We start from the raw sequence: 15,951 nt of genomic DNA, 5'->3' as shown, positions 1-15,951 counted from the left end.
TGGTCGCCTTTCGTGCTGGTGGTGGTCATCGGATCTGGAAGCCGTCCGCCAGGCGGCCGCCCATGATGTGCTTCCGGGCGAGCAGCAGCAGGACCACGGACGGGATGCTCAAAGCGATCGCGAACACCGCCGAGACCTGCCGTGGGGAGTTCAGGACGAGCGAGTACATCGCCGTCGGCATCGTCATGTACGTCGGGGCGCCGACCAGGTACGTGCCCTGCGCCTCGTCGAACGACGCGAGGAAGGACATCACCATCGCGACGAGGATCCCCGGCCACGCGATCGGGAACGTCACCCGCCAGAAGGTCCGCCAGCGGCTCGCTCCGGCGTCGCGTGCTGCCTCCTCGAGGGACCGCGGCACGGCCGAGAACGCGGCGGCGGGCAGCCACGTCATGAACACCACGCACCCGAGGACGTGCACGATGAGGATGCCCGTGACCGTGTTCATGAGGTTCAGCGCGGTGAACATGGCCGACATCGTGACGAAGAGGCCCATCTTCGGGAACGCGTTCGTGGCGAACAGCCCGACCAGGACGAGCCGTCGCCCAGGGAACTCGATGCGGCTGATCGCCCACGCGGCCGGCAGGCAGACCACGGCGGCGATGAGGACCGTCAGCGGGGCGAGGACGAGCGAGTTCTGGACGGCGACCGCAAGGCTCCGGTCCTCGAACACGGTGCCCCACCACTGCAGCGTCCAGCCGTCCGGCAACAGGTTCGGGTACGTCCAGGTCGTGGCGAAGGCACGAGCCGCCAGCCAGAGGAGCGGACCGAGCACGAAGACGGCCAGCACGACAGCGGTCGCCCAGACGAGGGTGTTCCCGGTGAGTCGCTTGATCACGGCTGCTCCTGCTTCTGCTGCTGCTTCCGCAGCTCGCCGGCGTTCGCCCGGACCGTCGAGCGCAGGTAGAACACGCTCGCGGCCGCGGCGAAGGCGAACACGATGAACGCCATCGCCGTCGACTGCTGCGGGCGGTTGTAGGCCTGGAAGTACTTCGAGATGTCGACACCGAGCATCGTCGGGGCGTTCGGACCGGTGAAGTACGGCACCGTGAACGACCCGAGGACCCCGATGACGGTGAACGTCGTCGCGATGACGAGCGGGGTCGCCGCCATCGGCAGGAGCACCTGCCAGACCACACGCCAGGTGCTCGCGCCGGCGTCCTTCGCGGCCTCGACCAGGGCGTCCGGGGTCCCCTGCAGCGCGCCGGCGATCATCAGCACGGCGAACGGCAGGCTCGTCCAGACGCTGCCGAACACCACGGCGACGAGGGTGTAGCCCCACACCGGGACGTCGAGGCCGAACTGGGCACCGAGGCTGCGGAGGAAGCCCTGCGCATCGGTGAACGTCAGGACCGACCAGCTCGCGATGACCACCGGCACGAAGAGCGGGACGACTGCCAGGACGCTGAGGCTCTTGCCGAGGAAGCCACCGCGGAGCCGGAGGATCACGGCCACCGCCACGGCGAGCGCCACGGTCAGGCCGGTCGACAGCGCGGTGACCCCGAGCGTCGCGACGAGGTCGCGCAGGAACGTGGCGTTGCCGAGCAGGGTGCCGTACACGGCGAACGAGAAGCCGCGCACGGTGTCGCCGCCGATGTCCGCGAGTGCCTGGTTCAGGCCGCCGGTGAACCCGAGGCTGAACAGCGCGGCGTTTACCACCGGTACGCCGACGAACAGGACCACGACGAGGACGGGCGCCGCGACGAGGGCGAGGCCCTGCCACCGCCGACGGCGGTCGAGCCGTTCCTGGACGGACAGCCGACCTGCGGTGTCCGCCGTGCCGTGGGCAGGCGACGGGACGGGCGGGAGGCCCGTGGCGGAGTCGCCACGGGCCTCCCGGTCGGTCGCCGGGCCGTCCTGGACGGTCTGGGTCACTGCGGGACCTTCGCGTCCCACGCGGCGTTCATGTCGGCGGCGAAGTCGCTCTGGAACCCGAGGCGGAGCTGCGAGGGGTTCGCGTCGGCGAACTGCTCCGCGACCGACGCCGGCAGGCTGTCGAGCGGGATGACCGGGTAGCCGGAGACGGCGCTCGCGACGAGCTGCTGCCCCTTGGAGCTCAGCACGAAGTCGGCGAGCTGTTCGGCGGCGGCCTTCTTGGCCTTCGGCTCGGTCTTCGGGATGCCGAGGAAGCTGGCGCTGCCGGTGAACGACGGGTCGGTGATCTGGATCGCCTTGACGGTCTTCGGGATCACGCCGGTCTTCTGCGAGGTGATGAACTGGTCGCTCCACACCGGCGCCATCGCGATCTGGCCGCTGCCGAGCAGCTGCACGACCTGGTCGTTGCCGTTCGGGTAGACACCCTTCTGGTACGTCGAGGGGCCGAGGTCCTTGAGCGCTGCGAAGCCCTTGTCCCACTTCGACTCGAGCGACTTGTCGTACGTCGTCTGCATCGTCGCCTGCTCATCCGCGGTCAGGTACTTCGCGAGCACCGTGGCGACGCACGAGCCGCCGGAGCCGCCGGACGACGGGGAGTTGTACGCGAACTGACCGGGGTTGGCCTTGATCCAGGCGAGGAGGTCGTCGAGGGTCTCCGGCGGGTCCGTCACCTTGCTCGAGTCGTAGGCGAGCAGGACGCTCGAGGCGCGGTACGGGATCGCGCTGTCGCCGCCCTGCTGCTTCGTGGCCTCGGGGACGTCCTTCAGGTTCGGGATCGTGCTGTCGCTGACCGTGCTGAGCAGTCCGGCCTTGCCCGCGGTGCTGACGAAGCCGGCGTCGACGAGGTCGTACGCGACGGACTTGCCGGCCTTGACCGCGGTGGCCAGGTTCGCCTGGGTCTGCGCGTCGTGCTCGCCGTGCAGGTCGATGCTCGTGCTGACGTGGATCTTCGGGTTCGCCTTCTCGAAGGCGGGGATGAGCGACTTGTCCCAGAGGTCCTGGACGTTCGTGTCGCCGCTGATGAACACGGTGAGGTTCGTGGTGCCGCCGCTCGTGTCCGCGGCGTTCGAGGCGTTGGCGCTCTGGACGCAGCCGGACAGTGCGACGGTCGCGGCCGCCGCGATGGCGAGGCCGGCGAGGACTCGGGTCTTCACGTCGATGATCTCCCTGTTCCGTGGGGTGGGGTCGTGCGGGGTGGGGTGGCGCGGCCGCGTGGGAACGTTCCCGCGCCGAGGTCGAGTGTGGCGCTGCCGGGTGAACGCCGGGTGCCGCGGGCGTCGCCGCCGGGTGAACTCCGGGGGCCGCGGCCGGCGCAGCGCCTGCTCTGGTGCGAGGTTGATCACCCCGTGCGCCGCAACAACCTCGCACCGAGTGGCGAACTTCGCACGGCGCGCTCAGCGTCGCATCCGAACGCCTGCCCGCCGCAGCTTCGCGCGCAACGTCGCCTCGTCCCAGAGATCAGCCCATCGCAACCGCACGACGTGCCGGACGCCGGGCATGGACCGCAGCCGGTCCTCCCGGTACTTCTCGGCGATGACCACGTCCTCCGCCGAACGCCCGTTCCGCATCGTCGGGTCCCGGTACTTCACCTCGCCGTCGAACTCGACCACGACGCCGGCCGAGGGGAACCAGAAGTCCACCACGATGTCCGGTTGCCCGGACGACCGGAAACGGTGCTGCAGGACGGGCTCCTCCGTGCCGAACTGATCGAACCGGGTGCGCGCGATCGACTCACCCGGCGAGTCCGACGCGGAGTCGGCGAAGTCCACCGCACGGAGCGCGCGACGGCGCCCCTTGGGGCCACGTCGCGCGATCGTGTCGCGCACGGCTGCTCGGGGAAGACCCCGACGGAGCAGGTCGTCAAGCGCCACGACGGCGTCCATGAACGGGAGCGTGAGGGCCACGTCGGCAGCGATCCGAACAGGTCCGCTCAGCTGCAGGCCTTCCGGCGTGCTGATCCGGTTCGGGTCTGGTACCGGGTCGAGGTCGGCGTGGACGACGAAGGAAGCATTCGTGGTCCGCCGATCACTCCCGACCGAGGTCACGTGCACTCGATCGGGCGGCGGCGACACCGTCGGCACACCGAGTACGACCGCCGCCGAGACGTGTGAGACGACCTGGTCGGGTCCGATGCGATCGGCGGACGCACCGACGCGGACCAGGTGCTGTTCCGCTGGCCGGAGGGCTGCCCAAGCGGCAGCGTCGACGAACTTCCCCCGCCCGATGCGGACGAGCTCCTGCGCGTCCGCCCGCCTCCTGATCACCTCGGACTCGGCTGGATGGTGCGCCGAGGTCCGGAGGACGGTGACGGCGGGAAGTGGGGCGAGGGCGATCTGACGGTTCACCCCGACGATGGTGATGGTCGGGGAACGGGAGCCGTCGGGACGGCGGCGGATCTGTGGACAAGACGAGGGCGACGCCCGCCTGTGGAGAGGCCGGAGCCGTCCGGGCTGCGAGACTGTCCGGGTGAACACACGCACCTGGGGTTGGCTCGCAGCCGTCATCGACGTCGTCCTCATCGTCGTCTTCGCGCTCATCGGCCGCTCCTCCCACGGCGAGGGCAACACCGCACTGGGGATCTGGACCACCGTCTACCCGTTCCTGGCGGGCTGGGCGATCGGGTACGTGACGAGCGGAGCCTGGGCCCGCCCGCTGCGCTTCTGGCCGACCGGCGTCGTCGTCTGGATCCTCACGGTGTTCGTCGGCATGGCGATCCGCGTCGCCACGGGTCAGGGCGACGTCGACGGCAACCCGCTGCCGATCTCCTTCGTCATCGTCGCCACGATCGTGCTCGGGGTGTTCCTGCTCGGTTGGCGCGCGATCGCCCGCGGGGTGCTGCGCTTCACCGCGTCGCGGTCCCGGCAGGACGCCGCCGCGACCGAGGCGTGAACGGCAGCCGCGTGAACGGCAGCCGCGGGTCCCAGCCGACCATCCTCGACGTCGCCGCACGAGCAGGCGTCTCGAAGTCGGCCGTGAGTCGGGTCCTCTCCGGCACCGGACGGTTCTCCGACGAGACTCGCGAGCGGGTCGAGCGCGCCGCAGCCGAGCTCGGGTACGTCGCCAACGCCATGGCACGCGGGCTCGTCAGCGGTCGGACGCACACCATCGGCATGCTCGTCCGCGATGCGTCGTCGATGGTCTACACCGCACTGCACGCCGTGATGGAGCGACGCGCGTCCGAGCTCGGCTACCGCGTCGTCACCACCACGGGTGTCGGCCGTGTCGAGGACGAGAAGTCCGCACTCGCCGCACTCGTGTCGATGCGGGTGGACGGCCTCGTGGTCTGCAGCGGCTTGATGCCGTCGGCCGACATCGCCGAGTTCGCCCCGCGGATCGCCACCGTGGTCGCCGGTCGGCCCGAACTCCACCCGGCACTGTCCAGCGTGTACTGCGACGAGGTGGACGGTGGCGCGACCATCGCCGACGCCGTCGCCGACGCCGGCCACAGCACGGTCGCCGTACTCACCGTCCCGCTCGACAACGCGATCACGCAGCACGCCCGCTCGACGGCGATGGTCGAACGGCTCCGCGCGCGTGGTGTCCGGGTCATCGACATCGACGCCAGCTTCGTGCGACCACCGGACGACCTCGCCGCTGATCTGGTCGACGCGATGCACGAGTCGGACGTGACCGCGGTGATGTGCCCGACGGACCGGCTCATGCTCGACGTGTGCGAGGCGCTCGCCCGCGGCGGTGTCCGGGTCCCGCACGATCTGTCGGTCACCGGGTTCGACGGCGTGTACCCCCTCGCGAGCGACTGGATCGGGTTCACGACGCTCGAGCAGCCGATCGAACGCATCGGCCGCGAGGCGATCGACCTCGTCATCGGCCGGATCGACGACCCGACGCGTGCTGTCGAGCACCGCTCGCTCCGGGGCACGGTCGTGCCCGGCCGCACCCTGCTCCCCCGCTGAGTGACGGACCGCGCACGGTGCGAGGTTGACCACTCGGTGCAGCGCAACAAGCGCGCACGGCGTGGTCAACCTCGCACCGGGCGAAGCCCGCGCCCGCGCGCGCCGCCACGGCTAGAACAGCCCGCTGCGCGGACCCTCGTCCGGACCGTCGAACCCGCGGAACATGTCGGACACGAGCGCCTCGATCTGCGGTTCGACCAGGCGCTCCACCGCCTCGGCGATGCGCGGCCGGTGGTCGATGAGCGCCAGGCACACCGCCGTCCCGGTCGAGCGAGCGCACTCGTCGGACAGCTCGATCTCGTGTCGGAGCGCCGCCTTCGCCTCGTCCGACAGCGGCTCGCGTGGTGTCTGCTCCCCCGCGCCCGTCCCCGCCAGCTCCCCGAGCGTGAAGAGGAACGGCGAACCCGGCGAGGGCTCGGGATCGACGTCGAGGCCCTGGAACTCGGGCGACAGCCCCTCCGCCGGCTGGTAGCCGGCGTGCCGCTTCCGCGCCGCCGCACGCTCGAGCTCGCGCTGCAGCAGCGGCAGGTTCTTGGCGGTGTAGTCGTCGACGGCGTCCTCGACGATGGTCGAGATCCGGCCGATGAGCGCGTGCTGGACGGCGTGCGGGACGTCCTGCCCGAAGCCGGCGGCACTCGCGATCGGGGATCCGGTGCACTTCCGGCAGATGCGGGTGCGCGGGCGGGCGGTGCCGATCTGCCAGCGCGGCAGCCAGCGCAGCCAGACGTCGACAGCGCTGCGCACGCGTCCGTCGATGCCGTCCATGCCCCAACGATACGGAGCGGAGGCGCGGATCACCCGCTCATTCCGCGCGCCTGCCCAGAACGGCCGGGTTCTCAGGCCTTCGGTTCCGTCACGAAGTCGATGAGCTCCTCGACACGGCCGAGCAGCTGCGGCTCGAGATCGGCGAAGGTGCGCACCTGCCCGAGGATCCGCTGCCACGCCCGCGCGATGTCGGCCTGCTCGGCGTTCGGCCACCCGAGCGCCTGGCAGATCCCCTTCTTCCACTCGATCGACCGCGGGATCGTCGGCCAGGCCTGCAGTCCGACGCGGGCGGGCTTCACGGACTGCCAGACGTCGACGAACGGGTGCCCGACGACGAGCACGTGCGCGCCCCACTTGCCGCGCATCACTGCCTCGGCGAAGCGGGACTCCTTCGACCCGGGCACCAGGTGGTCGACGAGCACGCCGACGCGTCGGTCTCGCGAGGGCTGGAACTCATCGAGCACCGAAGCGAGGTTGTCGACGCCGGAGAGCTCCTCGACGACGACGCCCTCGACGCGCAGGTCGGTTCCCCAGACCTTCTCGACGAGCTCAGCGTCGTGCTTGCCCTCGACCATGATGCGCGAGGGCAGAGCCACCCGGGCACGCTGCGACTCCACCGCGAAGGATCCGGACGCGGTGCGGAGGCGACCGCCGTCGGACGCCTGCCGCACGGCGGGCGCGGCCCCGGGCCTCCAGTCCGAGTGAACGGAACCCAGCGAACCCGGCGAGCCGGCAGCAGCTGCGGCAGACCGGCCGACCGGCGCCTGCGGGCGGCCCAGTGTGACGAGCTCGCCCTCGAGCAGGAACTGCCCGGTGAAGGGGAAGGAACGGGTGCGGCCCTTCCAGTCCTCGAGTGCGATGTTGCCCGCCTCGAGTCCGACGACGGCACCGGCCCACCCGGAGTCCGGGTCCTCGAGCACCATGTCGCGTTCGAGCGGCACCTGCCGCACCTTCTTCACCCCGCGGGAGCGCCAGTCTCCCGAGAGCACGTCCCCGCCGTACCGGTCGTCGTCCACCCGCACGAGGGTACTGTCGACGTCGGCCCGGACGACGTCGACCGCGCCGACACCCACCATCTCGACGGAAGGCCTCCCGTGCGCGCAGCGATCATCCACGCCCCGAACGACATCCGCGTCGAGGAGCGCGACCGTCCCTCGGTGCTCACCCCGAAGGACGTCGTCGTCAAGGTCGTCGCCGCGTGCGTGTGCGGCTCGGACCTGTGGCCGTACCGCGGCGTCACGAAGACGAAGGAGCCCCGGCCGATCGGGCACGAACTCGTCGGCGAGGTCGTCGCCGTCGGCGACGCGGTCACCGACCTGCACGAGGGCGACTTCGTGATCTCCCCCTTCACCATGAACGACGGCACCTGCCAGGCCTGCCGCCACGGGATGACCAGCGGCTGCGACCACCTGTCCGGCTTCGGCGGGAAGGACGCGTACGGCGACCCGGTCGGCGGCGCGCAGGCCGAGTACGTCCGCATCCCGGACGCGTCGGCGACCCTCGTCGCGGTGCCCGGCCCCGTCGACCCGGCGCTCGTGCCGTCGCTGCTGACCCTGTCCGACGTCTTCTCCACCGGGCACCACGCCGCGGTGTCGGCGGCGGTCGGTCCGGGCAAGACCGTCGTGGTGGTCGGCGACGGCGCGGTCGGCCTGTCCGCCGTGCTCGCGTCGAAGCGACTCGGCGCCGAGCGCATCATCGCAATGAGCCGGCACGCCGATCGCCAGGCGCTGGCACGCGAGTTCGGCGCGACGGACATCGTGTCCGAGCGCGGCGAGGAGGGCGTCGCGGCGATCCGCGAGCTGCTCGGCGGCGACCTGGCTGACTGCGCGGTCGAGGCCGTCGGCACCGAGGAGAGCATGGACCAGGCGCTGCACTCGGTGCGCGCGGGCGGCAACCTCGGCTTCGTCGGGGTCCCGCACGGCGTGCCGACCATCGGGACGCGCTACCTCTTCGACACGAACATCGCCGTCGCGGGCGGGATGGCGCCGGCACGGAAGTACATCCCGGAGCTGCTGCCCGACGTGCTGTCCGGAGCGATCGACCCCGGGCGCGTGTTCGACCTCGAGCTGCCGCTCGACGAGGCCGCCGAGGCGTACCGGGCGATGGACGAGCGTCGGGCGATCAAGGTGCTGCTGCGGCCGTAGGCGCCGGTCGCTCGCGGGCACCCGGCCGGCGTCCGGCGCACCTCCGTCGGGGCGGCACGTTTCGCGCAGCAGAACGCGTGTTTCGAATCGGTAAACAAACCTTTCAGTAAAGAAGGTTGTCCGTTACAGTCCTCGACATGACCACACGAGGACGCACCCCCGGCCAGCCCGGTCTGCTGCGCGTCCTGAACGACCGGGCGGCCCTCGAGCTGCTGCTCGACGACGGCCCGCTCACCCGCAACGAGATCGCGCAGCGCACCGGGCTCAGCAAGCCCACCGCCGCTGAGATCATCCGTCGGCTCGAGTCGACTGCGCTCATCCGCCAGGCCGGCACGGACACGCATGCCGGGCGCCGCGGGCCGAGCGCCGTCGTGTACGAAGCGATCACCGACCGCGACCTCGGTGTCGCGGTGGACGTCCAGCTCGTCGACGTCCGGTCGACCGTGGTGGACGCCGCCGGTCGCACGTTCCCGGTCGCCACGCACCGGATGTCCGAGGCCGAGGTGCGCTCCCCCGGCGCCGACATCGTCGCCGCCGCGATCTCCCGCGCAGCCGCCGCGGCCGGTGTGGACCCCGAGCTCGTCACCGCCGTCGCGGTGGGTGTGCAGGCGAGTGTCGACCACGCCACCGACACCCTCATCTTCACCGACGGACTGCCCGGCTGGCCCCGCGAGCAGGTCAGCGCGACCCTCTCCGCCGAGCTCGGGGTCCACGTCGTCGTCGAGAACGACGCCAACCTCGCCGCCATCGCCGAACGCAACATGGGGGCCGGTCGAGCACCCGGGTCGTTCGCGCTCTTCTGGATGGCCGAGGGCCTCGGCATGGCCCTCGACCTGCACGGTCACCTGCACACCGGCGCCTCCGGTGCCGCGGGGGAGATCGGCTACCTCAGCGTGCCCGCCGACGCACGCTCCATCGACCCGACGGCCACGATCGTCGCGGACCTCATCTCCGAGTCCGCGATCATCGCCCTGGCCGCCGAGCACGGGATCACGGCACCGGACGGCACCGCAGCCGACTGGCGCCAGGTGCTCCCGCAACTGCCCGGCCTGCCCGAGCAGCACCCCTTCACCGTCGCCCTCGGCGAGCGCGTCGGGCACAACGTGCTCCCCGCCCTCGCCGTGGCCGATCCCGAGACGGTCGTCCTGCACGGCCCGACCGGGATCGCCGGTGGCCCCGCCCTGGCCGCCGCCGTGACCGCCTGGCTCCGGACCCGCTCGCGCTGGTCCACCGCCGTGGTCGCGCCCGGCGTCCCCGACACCCCCGTCCTGCACGGTGCGCGGCACGTCCTCATCGACGTCGTCCGCACCGCGCTCGCGGACCGGCTCGAGCGCATCAGTGACGATGCCCCGACGCCGGACCCCGTCGAGCGCCCCTGAACGTTCCACCCGCACCACTCGAGGCACCATCACCCAGCCCTGTCACAGGGCTCTTCGTCGCGCCCGGAATCCTCGGCGCGCCGGAGCGAGACCAGAGAGCGAGTACCGCCTTGTCCCTCCCCGAACCGAACGTCCCGCGCCGCCGGGTGTTCCGCCGCATCGCCACCGCCACGGCCGTCGCCGCCGTCGGCGCACTCGTCGTCGCCGGCTGCAGCTCCGGCAGCAGCGCCGACTCGATCGAGAAGAGCGCCCCGAAGGAGCTCAAGGGCACCGTGTCCCTGTGGCACTTCTTCACCGGCCGTGAAGCCGGCGTCGTGAAGACCGCCGTCGAGGGCTTCGAGAAGGCCAACCCCGACGTCACCGTCGACATCCACGCCGGTCAGGACGACGAGAAGCTGCAGAAGGCGATCTCGTCCGGCCAGAACATCGACGTGGGTCTGTCGTACTCGACCGCCATCGTCGGCAGCTTCTGCTCCTCGGGTGCCTTCCGCGATCTGTCGCCGTACATCAAGCGCGACAAGGTCGACCTGTCCGACATCCCGAAGGCGGTGCAGTCCTACACGCAGTACAAGGGCACGCGCTGCACCCTGCCGGCCCTCGCCGACGTCAGCGCCCTGATGTACAACAAGCCGCTGCTCGAGAAGGCGGGCATCACGACTCCGCCGAAGACCCTGGACGAGCTGAAGACCGACGCACTGAAGCTGACGACGTACAACGCCGACGGCTCCATCAAGCAGCTCGGCTTCAACCCGCTCATCGACTTCTACGAGAACTCGCCCGAGCACTGGGCGCCGATGGTCGACGGCTCGTGGCTCGACAAGGACGGCAACAGCGTGATCGGCACGTCCGACGCGTGGAAGAAGCTCATCACCTGGCAGAAGGGCTTCGTCGACGAGATCGGCTACGACAAGCTCAAGGCCTTCACGTCCGGCCTCGGGCAGGAGTTCGCGGCCGACAACGCGTTCCAGACCGGGCAGGTCGCGATGCAGATCGACGGCGAGTACCGCACGGCGTTCCTCAAGGACCAGAAGCCGGACCTCGACTACGGCACGTCCCCGACCCCGGTGATGGACGGCCTCGGCAACTACGGCTCGACGTACATCGCGGGCAACGTCGCGGGCATCGCGAAGGGGTCCAAGAACCCCGAGCTGTCGTGGGCGCTCCTGAAGTACCTGTCCACCAACACCGACGCGCAGGTCACGATGGGCAACGGTCTGAAGAACATCCCGACGCTCACCTCGGCGCTGGAGTCCCCCGACCTCGAGGTCGACGAGAACTACAAGACCTTCGTCGACGTCGCGGGCAACGAGGACACGATGACCTCGCCGGGCACCGCGGACGGTGCCGCCTACATCGGCACCTTCACGAAGTTCTGGCAGGCCTACCAGCAGAACGGCGGCGACCTCGACGCGAAGCTGAAGAAGCTGGACTCCGACATCGACAACGCGAACCAGCTGGCTGGTCCGTGATGAGCCTCACCACCAAGACGACCGGCCGGGAGGCGCGGCTCGCCCGCGCCGCCCGGCCCACGGGCCCGACGGGGTCCGGTCCGGTGCCCCCGACGGCTCCGCGACGTCGGCCCCGCTCCGCAGAGTCCCGGCGCCGCCTCGTCGCCCTGACGATGCTCGCGCCGGCCCTTGCGGGCCTGGTGATCTTCTTCGCCTACCCGCTCGTCGCGTCGATCTTCTACTCGTTCACGCGCTACAACCAGCTGCAGGAGCCCGAGTTCGTCGGGCTGCTGAACTACAAGTTCCTGTTCACCCAGGACCCGCAGATCGGGCCCGCGGTCGTGAACACGCTGTGGTTCGTCGTCATCCTGGTACCGGTCCGGATCGTGTGCGGACTCCTGGTCGCCGGGCTGCTCAGCCGGGCCAAGACGGCCACCGGGTTCTGGCGGACGCTGTTCTACCTGCCCGCCCTCGTCCCGCCGGTCGCGAGCGTCGTGGCGTTCGTCTTCCTCTTCAACCCGGGCACCGGGCCGGTGAACCAGATCCTCCGGGTCTTCGGCATCGACGGCCCGCTGTGGTTCAACGACCCGGCGTGGTCGAAGCCGTCGCTCGTGATCCTGGGCGTCTGGGTGATGGGCGACATCATGATCATCTTCCTGGCGTCGCTGCTCGACGTGCCGCGCGACCTGTACGAGGCCGCGTCGCTCGACGGTGCGAACGGCGTCCAGCAGGTCCGGCACATCACCCTGCCGACGATCGCCCCGGTGATCGGGTTCGCCGCCGTGACGGGGGTGATCGCCGCGCTGCAGTACTTCACCGAGGCGGCCGTCGCCTCGGGCGTCGCGAGCGGCAAGGCGACGATCGGTGGCGGGACCGCCGCCCAGCTCGGCTACCCGGGCACCTCGCTGCTCACGTACACCGAGCTGCTCTACCAGCACGGGTTCGCGAACTTCCAGTTCGGCTACGCGTCCGCCATGGCCGTGGTCCTGTTCGTGATCACCGCGGTGGTGCTCGTCTTCACGATGCGTCGAATTTCTGTATTCAGGCCGGAGGCCGACCAATGAACACTGCCCGGCCGGAGGAGTCCTGATGACCGCCGTCTCCCAGTCCCCGCTCGCCCGGGCGCCACGGGGTCCAGCTCCCCGCACCGGCAGGCCGCGTGGCCGCACGCTCGTGTGGATCGCCGAGCACGCCGCCCTGGTGGCCCTCGGCGTCCTGACCATCGCCCCGATCGTGTTCGTGGTCCTGACCTCGCTGATGTCGAGCAACCAGGCCCTCACGGCGTCGATCGTGCCCCGGCCGTTCGACTTCTCGAACTACGCGCGGGTGTTCACCGAGCTGCCGCTCACGCAGTGGTTCGGCAACTCGTCGATGTACGCCGTCCTCGCCACCGCGTTCATGCTCCTCAGCTCGGTGCCGGCGGCCTACGCGCTCGCCCAGATCAAGTTCAGGGGCGCGAACCTGATCTTCACGGTGATCATCGTCGCGATGCTCCTGCCGCCGCAGGTCACCGCGGTGCCGGTCTACGTGATGTGGTCGCACCTGCACCTGACCGGCACCCTGTGGCCGCTCATCCTGCCGAACCTCCTCGGCGACGCCTTCAGCATCTTCCTGCTCCGCCAGTTCTTCATGACCATCCCGAAGGAGTACGGCGACGCCGCCCGCATGGACGGCTGCAGCGAGTGGGGCGTGCTCTGGCGCGTGGTCGTCCCGATGGCCCGCCCGGGCATCGCGTCGGCGGCGATCTTCATGTTCTTCCACTCGTGGAACGACTACTACGGCCCGCTCCTGTACGCGTCCGAGAACCAGGCCGCCTGGCCGGTGGCGTACGGGCTCGCCACGTTCCGCGGGCAGCACGGCACCGACTGGTCGATGACGATGGCGATGACCGTCGTCGTCATGGTCCCCGTCGTCATCATCTTCTTCTTCGCACAGAAGGCATTCGTCGAGGGCATCGCGCTCACCGGCGTGAAGGGATAGCAGCTCCAGTGAAACTCACAGTCGTCGGTGGCGGATCCACCTACACCCCCGAACTCGTGGACGGCTTCGCCCGGCTCCGCGACCAGCTCCCCATCGACGAGCTCTGGCTCGTCGACCCCGACCCGGTGCGCCGCGAACTCGTCGGCGGTGTCGCCAAGCGGATGTTCGCGCACGCCGGACACCCCGGCACGATCCACGTCACCGACGACGTCGTCGCCGGGGTCACCGACGCCGATGCCGTCATGTTCCAGCTCCGCATCGGCGGGCAGGCCGCACGGCAGCAGGACGAGACGTGGCCGCACGAAGCGTGCTGCATCGGGCAGGAGACCACCGGTCCGGGCGGGTTCGCGAAGGCGCTCCGCACCGTGCCCGTGGTCCTCGAGTACGCCGAACTCGTCCGGAAGCACGCCAAGCCGGACGCCTGGATCGTCGACTTCACCAACCCCGTCGGCATCGTCACCCGCGCCCTGCTCGAGGCCGGACACCGCGCCGTCGGACTGTGCAACGTCGCGATCGGGTTCCAGCGCCGCTTCGCGAAGGAGTTCGGCGTTGCCCCCGACCACGTCCGGCTCGACCACGTCGGCCTGAACCACCTGACGTGGGAGCGCGGCGTGCACGTCACGGGCGCGGACGGCGTCGAGCGCGACGTCATGGCGGACCTGCTCGCCGAGTCGGACGGCGTCCTCGGCCGGACGGCGGAGAGCGTGCACATGCACCCGGACCTCCTCCGTCTGCAGCACGCGATCCCCTCGTACTACCTGCGGTACTTCTACTCGCACGACATCGTGCTGCAGGAGCAGCTGCACGAGCCCACCCGTGCCGAGGCCGTCATGGAGACCGAGCGGGCCCTGCTCGCGAAGTACGCCGACGAGTCCGTCGTGACGAAGCCCGCCGAACTCGAGCAGCGCGGCGGCGCCTACTACTCCGAGGCGGCGATCGACGTGCTGTCCTCGATCCTGGGCGACCGCGGCGACGTGCAGGTCCTGAACGTGCGGAACGACGGCACGTTCCCGTTCCTGCCGGACGACCACGTCATCGAGGTGCCGTCGCGCGTCACCCGCCAGGCGATCACGCCGTTGCCGGTCTCCCCGCTCGACCCGGACATGGTCGGTCTCGTGTCGCACGTCGCCGGGTACGAGCGGCTCGCGCTCGACGCCGCGGTGCACGGCGGCCGCGACCGGGTGCTCCGTGCGATGTGGGCGCACCCGCTCGTGGGGCAGGTGGACAAGGCGGAGCAGCTCACCGACCTGCTCCTGGCCGCGAACGCGGAACACATCCCGTGGGCGCGATCGGAGCAGGTGACGTGGGCGGGCTGAGCCGGACCGGCGAGGCGGGCCCGGCCCGAGCCTCCCGTCCGCCCGCGCCGGTCCCACCGGACGCGACCGACGTCGTGCTCGCCGTCGACGGCGGCGGGAGCAAGACCGACGTCGTCGCGATCACACTCGACGGGACCATCGTCGGGCACGCACGCGGTCCGGGGTCGAACCCGCAGACGCGGGGCTGGGACCTCGCCGGCCCGATCCTCGACGACGTCCGAGCGCGGGTCGTCAGCGAGCTGGGCGACCGGCGCATCCGGACGACGCACGTGTACCTGGCCGGGCTCGACCTGCACGACGAGCTCGTCGCGGCGACCGCGGCCCTCGCGCACTGGGCCGAGGACGGCGGCGAACCACACGTCCTGGACAACGACCTGTTCGCCCTGCTGCGGGCCGGCACCCTGTCCCCCGACGCAGCGGCCGTGGTGTGCGGCACCGGGATCAACGCCCTCGCGGTGCGGGCCGACGGCACGACCGCACGGTTCCCGGCCATCGGGGACGTCTCCGGCGACTGGGGTGGCGGCGCGTGGCTCGGCAACCGGGCGCTCTGGCACGCGGCTCGGGCCGACGACGGTCGCGGCCCGGCGACGGCGTTGGTCGGCGCGGTGCCGGCGGCGGTGGGCCTGCGCAGCGTCCGCGAGGTCACCGAGGCCATCCACTTCGGCCGCTTGGACCAGCGCGTGTTCAACCGGCTCTGCCCGGTGCTGTTCGACGTGGCCGGAGCCGGCGACGCGGTGGCCCGGGGCGTCGTGGAGCGGCAGGCGGAGGAGATCGTCCTGCTCGCCGCGGTCGCGCTCGAGCGGTTGGGCCTCGGAGGTTCGGTGGCCGACCCGGTGCCCGTCGTGCTCGGGGGCGGGGTGCTCGCTGCTCGGCACCCGTTGCTCGTGGACGGTGTCGTCGACGGGCTCGCTGCCCGGGTCCCCGGAGCGGTGCCGACCTGGGTGACCGATCCCCCGGTGCTCGGCGCGGGGCTGGCGGCGCTGGAGTCGGTCGGTGCCGACGACGCGGCGCTCGAGCGGTACCGCGAGGCCGTGCGCTCCCGTGCCTTCGCGAGCACGACCGCGCTGATCCGCTGACGCGCGCGCGGGCGCGGGCGCGGCGGGCGCGCGGCGCGCCCGCCCGCCCGCCGC

At 71.0% G+C, this 15,951-nt stretch carries 15 protein-coding genes; 9 read left to right on the top strand and 6 right to left on the bottom strand.

Features of this window, described 5'->3' with window-relative positions:
* Nucleotides 1–25 precede the first annotated feature (25 nt).
* From EDF23_RS10555 to EDF23_RS10540, 4 genes are all read right to left on the bottom strand, one after another.
* The gene (locus EDF23_RS10555) at nucleotides 26–838 is read right to left on the bottom strand and encodes an ABC transporter permease subunit (RefSeq protein ID WP_123340755.1); all 813 of its coding nucleotides are present in this window, start codon (nucleotides 836–838) and stop codon (nucleotides 26–28) included.
* Nucleotides 835–1,875 (bottom strand): ABC transporter permease subunit, encoded by a 1,041-nt coding sequence (locus EDF23_RS10550; RefSeq protein WP_131845380.1) that lies wholly within the window; start codon nucleotides 1,873–1,875, stop codon nucleotides 835–837. The genes EDF23_RS10555 and EDF23_RS10550 overlap by 4 nt, the downstream gene beginning before the upstream one ends.
* Nucleotides 1,872–3,029, bottom strand: a complete 1,158-nt coding sequence (locus EDF23_RS10545) for an extracellular solute-binding protein (protein ID WP_131921620.1) — start codon at nucleotides 3,027–3,029, stop codon at nucleotides 1,872–1,874. The genes EDF23_RS10550 and EDF23_RS10545 overlap by 4 nt, the downstream gene beginning before the upstream one ends.
* A gap of 240 nt (nucleotides 3,030–3,269) precedes the next feature.
* On the bottom strand, nucleotides 3,270–4,220 hold the full coding sequence (locus EDF23_RS10540; protein WP_131921619.1) for a hypothetical protein: 951 nt from the start codon (nucleotides 4,218–4,220) through the stop codon (nucleotides 3,270–3,272).
* Nucleotides 4,221–4,341: 121 nt separating this feature from the next.
* Here EDF23_RS10540 and EDF23_RS10535 point away from each other — a divergent pair, with 121 nt between their 5' ends.
* Both EDF23_RS10535 and EDF23_RS10530 read left to right on the top strand, forming a co-directional pair.
* A complete protein-coding gene (locus EDF23_RS10535) occupies nucleotides 4,342–4,764 on the top strand; it encodes a DUF3054 domain-containing protein (RefSeq protein ID WP_235035981.1) in 423 nt (140 codons plus the stop codon).
* Nucleotides 4,765–4,775: 11 nt separating this feature from the next.
* The gene (locus EDF23_RS10530) at nucleotides 4,776–5,789 is read left to right on the top strand and encodes a LacI family DNA-binding transcriptional regulator (protein ID WP_131921617.1); all 1,014 of its coding nucleotides are present in this window, start codon (nucleotides 4,776–4,778) and stop codon (nucleotides 5,787–5,789) included.
* Nucleotides 5,790–5,900: 111 nt separating this feature from the next.
* Here EDF23_RS10530 and EDF23_RS10525 read toward each other — a convergent pair whose 3' ends face one another.
* Both EDF23_RS10525 and EDF23_RS10520 read right to left on the bottom strand, forming a co-directional pair.
* Nucleotides 5,901–6,554, bottom strand: a complete 654-nt coding sequence (locus EDF23_RS10525; protein WP_123294054.1) for a spermidine/putrescine ABC transporter substrate-binding protein — start codon at nucleotides 6,552–6,554, stop codon at nucleotides 5,901–5,903.
* 71 nt (nucleotides 6,555–6,625) lie between these two features.
* Nucleotides 6,626–7,570, bottom strand: a complete 945-nt coding sequence (locus tag EDF23_RS10520; protein WP_123340804.1) for a DUF3097 domain-containing protein — start codon at nucleotides 7,568–7,570, stop codon at nucleotides 6,626–6,628.
* A 78-nt stretch (nucleotides 7,571–7,648) separates the two neighbouring features.
* Between EDF23_RS10520 and EDF23_RS10515 the strand changes: the two genes are divergently transcribed.
* The 7 genes from EDF23_RS10515 (at nucleotide 7,649) to EDF23_RS10485 (ending at nucleotide 15,897) form a co-directional block, all read left to right on the top strand.
* Nucleotides 7,649–8,698, top strand: a complete 1,050-nt coding sequence (locus tag EDF23_RS10515; RefSeq protein ID WP_123673174.1) for an alcohol dehydrogenase catalytic domain-containing protein — start codon at nucleotides 7,649–7,651, stop codon at nucleotides 8,696–8,698.
* Between the two features lie 137 nt (nucleotides 8,699–8,835).
* Nucleotides 8,836–10,077, top strand: coding sequence for an ROK family transcriptional regulator (locus EDF23_RS10510; RefSeq protein WP_131878402.1), 1,242 nt, complete (start codon nucleotides 8,836–8,838; stop codon nucleotides 10,075–10,077).
* A 110-nt stretch (nucleotides 10,078–10,187) separates the two neighbouring features.
* Nucleotides 10,188–11,546 carry an extracellular solute-binding protein gene (locus tag EDF23_RS10505; RefSeq protein WP_243648886.1) on the top strand — a complete coding sequence of 453 codons (1,359 nt, stop codon included), beginning with the start codon at nucleotides 10,188–10,190 and terminating at the stop codon, nucleotides 11,544–11,546.
* On the top strand, nucleotides 11,546–12,589 hold the full coding sequence (locus EDF23_RS10500; protein ID WP_207895476.1) for a sugar ABC transporter permease: 1,044 nt from the start codon (nucleotides 11,546–11,548) through the stop codon (nucleotides 12,587–12,589). The genes EDF23_RS10505 and EDF23_RS10500 overlap by 1 nt, the downstream gene beginning before the upstream one ends.
* A gap of 25 nt (nucleotides 12,590–12,614) precedes the next feature.
* Nucleotides 12,615–13,505: a carbohydrate ABC transporter permease gene (locus EDF23_RS10495; protein WP_131921616.1), complete on the top strand. Its 891-nt coding sequence runs from the start codon at nucleotides 12,615–12,617 to the stop codon at nucleotides 13,503–13,505.
* Nucleotides 13,506–13,513: 8 nt separating this feature from the next.
* Complete coding sequence (locus EDF23_RS10490) at nucleotides 13,514–14,821, top strand: 6-phospho-beta-glucosidase (RefSeq protein WP_131921615.1); 1,308 nt, start codon at nucleotides 13,514–13,516, stop codon at nucleotides 14,819–14,821.
* Nucleotides 14,809–15,897: a BadF/BadG/BcrA/BcrD ATPase family protein gene (locus EDF23_RS10485; RefSeq protein ID WP_243648885.1), complete on the top strand. Its 1,089-nt coding sequence runs from the start codon at nucleotides 14,809–14,811 to the stop codon at nucleotides 15,895–15,897. The genes EDF23_RS10490 and EDF23_RS10485 overlap by 13 nt, the downstream gene beginning before the upstream one ends.
* Nucleotides 15,898–15,951 lie beyond the last annotated feature (54 nt).

The organism is Curtobacterium sp. PhB128 (assembly GCF_004340725.1).
Taxonomy (GTDB): domain Bacteria; phylum Actinomycetota; class Actinomycetes; order Actinomycetales; family Microbacteriaceae; genus Curtobacterium.
This window is presented reverse-complemented; position numbering and strand designations above follow the sequence as displayed.

Coding starts and splice junctions, on each gene's coding strand:
- EDF23_RS10525 (WP_123294054.1), bottom strand. CDS start 6,554: ATGGACGGCATCGACGGACGCGTGCGCAGCGCTGTCGACGTCTGGCTG.
- EDF23_RS10510 (WP_131878402.1), top strand. CDS start 8,836: ATGACCACACGAGGACGCACCCCCGGCCAGCCCGGTCTGCTGCGCGTC.
- EDF23_RS10500 (WP_207895476.1), top strand. CDS start 11,546: ATGAGCCTCACCACCAAGACGACCGGCCGGGAGGCGCGGCTCGCCCGC.
- EDF23_RS10495 (WP_131921616.1), top strand. CDS start 12,615: ATGACCGCCGTCTCCCAGTCCCCGCTCGCCCGGGCGCCACGGGGTCCA.